General features: G+C 54.3%; 1 rRNA gene. It reads left to right on the top strand.

The window, feature by feature from the left end:
- Nucleotides 1-2721, top strand: a 23S ribosomal RNA gene (locus Q7A53_RS21620); the annotation flags it as partial.

The raw sequence follows: 2721 nt of genomic DNA, 5'->3' as shown, positions 1-2721 counted from the left end.
ACCCGGGGAACTGAAACATCTCAGTACCCGGAGGAAGAGAAAGCAAACGCGATTTCCTGAGTAGCGGCGAGCGAAACGGAATCAGCCCAAACCAGAAAGCTTGCTTTCTGGGGTTGTAGGACACTCCTTTGGAGTTACAAAGAAGGAAGGTAGACGAATCGATCTGGAACGATCAGCCAGAGCAGGTAACAGCCCTGTAGTCGAAACCTTTCTTCCTCCGGAGTGGATCCTGAGTACGGCGGAACACGAGAAATTCCGTCGGAATCCGGGAGGACCATCTCCCAAGGCTAAATACTCCCTAGTAACCGATAGTGAACCAGTACCGTGAGGGAAAGGTGAAAAGCACCCCGGAAGGGGAGTGAAAGAGATCCTGAAACCGTGTGCCTACAAGTAGTCGGAGCCCGTTAATGGGTGACGGCGTGCCTTTTGTAGAATGAACCGGCGAGTTACGACCGTATGCAAGGTTAAGCCGCAGAAGCGGAGCCGCAGCGAAAGCGAGTCTGAATAGGGCGAATGAGTATGCGGTCGTAGACCCGAAACCGTGTGATCTACCCATGTCCAGGATGAAGGTCAGGTAACACTGACTGGAGGTCCGAACCCACGCAAGTTGAAAATTGCGGGGATGAGGTGTGGGTAGGGGTGAAATGCCAATCGAACACGGAGATAGCTGGTTCTCTCCGAAATAGCTTTAGGGCTAGCCTCAGAATAGAAAGTCTTGGAGGTAGAGCACTGATTGGACGAGGGGCCCCTATCGGGTTACCGAATTCAGTCAAACTCCGAATGCCAACGACTTTGTTCTGGGAGTCAGACCATGGGTGATAAGGTTCATGGTCGAGAGGGAAACAGCCCAGACCGCCAGCTAAGGTCCCCAAGTGTGTGTTAAGTGGAAAAGGATGTGGAGTTGCTTAGACAACCAGGATGTTGGCTTAGAAGCAGCCATCATTGAAAGAGTGCGTAATAGCTCACTGGTCGAGTGACTCTGCGCCGAAAATATACCGGGGCTAAACACACCACCGAAGCTGCGGATTGATCGTAAGATCAGTGGTAGGAGAGCGTTCTAAGGGCTGTGAAGTCAGACCGTAAGGACTGGTGGAGCGCTTAGAAGTGAGAATGCCGGTATGAGTAGCGAAAAAAGAGTGAGAATCTCTTTCACCGAAAGCCTAAGGGTTCCTGAGGAAGGCTCGTCCTCTCAGGGTTAGTCGGGACCTAAGCCGAGGCCGAAAGGCGTAGGCGATGGACACCAGGTTGATATTCCTGTACCACCTCCTTTCCGTTGGCACGACGGGGGGACGCAGGAGGATAAGGAGAGCGCGCCATTGGATGAGCGCGTCCAAGCAGTGAGACGGTCGGATAGGCAAATCCGTCCGGCAACGTCAAGCTGTGATGGGGAGGGAACTAAAGTACCGAAGCTCCTGAGTTCACACTGCCAAGAAAATCCTCTAGTGAGGAAAGAGGTGCCCGTACCGCAAACCAACACAGGTAGGCGAGGAGAGTATCCTAAGGTGAGCGGGAGAACTCTCGTTAAGGAACTCGGCAAAATGACCCCGTAACTTCGGGAGAAGGGGTGCTCCTCTGCCGAGGAGCCGCAGTGAAAAGGCCCCAGCGACTGTTTACCAAAAACACAGGTCTCTGCGAAGCCGCAAGGCGAAGTATAGGGGCTGACACCTGCCCGGTGCTGGAAGGTTAAGGGGATGCGTTAGCGTAAGCGAAGCGTTGAACCGAAGCCCCAGTAAACGGCGGCCGTAACTATAACGGTCCTAAGGTAGCGAAATTCCTTGTCGGGTAAGTTCCGACCCGCACGAAAGGTGCAACGACTTGGGCACTGTCTCAACGAGAGACCCGGTGAAATTATACTATGCGTGAAGATGCGCATTACCCGCGACAGGACGGAAAGACCCCGTGGAGCTTTACTGTAGCCTGATATTGAATGTTGGTACAGCTTGTACAGGATAGGTAGGAGCCTTAGAAGCCGGAGCGCTAGCTTCGGTGGAGGCGCTGGTGGGATACTACCCTGGCTGTACGGACATTCTAACCCAGGGCCGTGATCCGGTCCGGAGACAGTGTCAGGTGGGCAGTTTGACTGGGGCGGTCGCCTCCCAAAGAGTAACGGAGGCGCCCAAAGGTTCCCTCAGAATGGTTGGAAATCATTCGCAGAGTGTAAAGGCACAAGGGAGCTTGACTGCGAGACCTACAAGTCGAGCAGGGACGAAAGTCGGGCTTAGTGATCCGGCGGTACCGTATGGAAGGGCCGTCGCTCAACGGATAAAAGCTACCCCGGGGATAACAGGCTTATCTCCCCCAAGAGTCCACATCGACGGGGAGGTTTGGCACCTCGATGTCGGCTCATCGCATCCTGGGGCTGTAGTCGGTCCCAAGGGTTGGGCTGTTCGCCCATTAAAGCGGTACGCGAGCTGGGTTCAGAACGTCGTGAGACAGTTCGGTCCCTATCCGTCGTGGGCGTTGGAAATCTGAAAGGAGCTGTCCTTAGTACGAGAGGACCGGGATGGACACACCGCTGGTGTACCAGTTGTTCCGCCAGGAGCATAGCTGGGTAGCTACGTGTGGACGGGATAAGTGCTGAAAGCATCTAAGCATGAAGCCCCCCTTGAGATGAGATTTCCCCTTACGCCAAGTAAGTAAGATCCCTCAGAGACGATGAGGTTGATAGGTCCGAGGTGGAAGCGTGGTGACACGCGGAGCTGACGGATACTAATGGATCGA

Source organism: Halobacillus rhizosphaerae (assembly GCF_046719735.1).
Taxonomy (GTDB): Bacteria; Bacillota; Bacilli; order Bacillales; family Halobacillaceae; genus Halobacillus_B; species Halobacillus_B rhizosphaerae.
The sequence above is the reverse complement of the archived record's forward strand: the minus strand, read 5'-3'. Positions and strand labels throughout refer to the sequence as shown.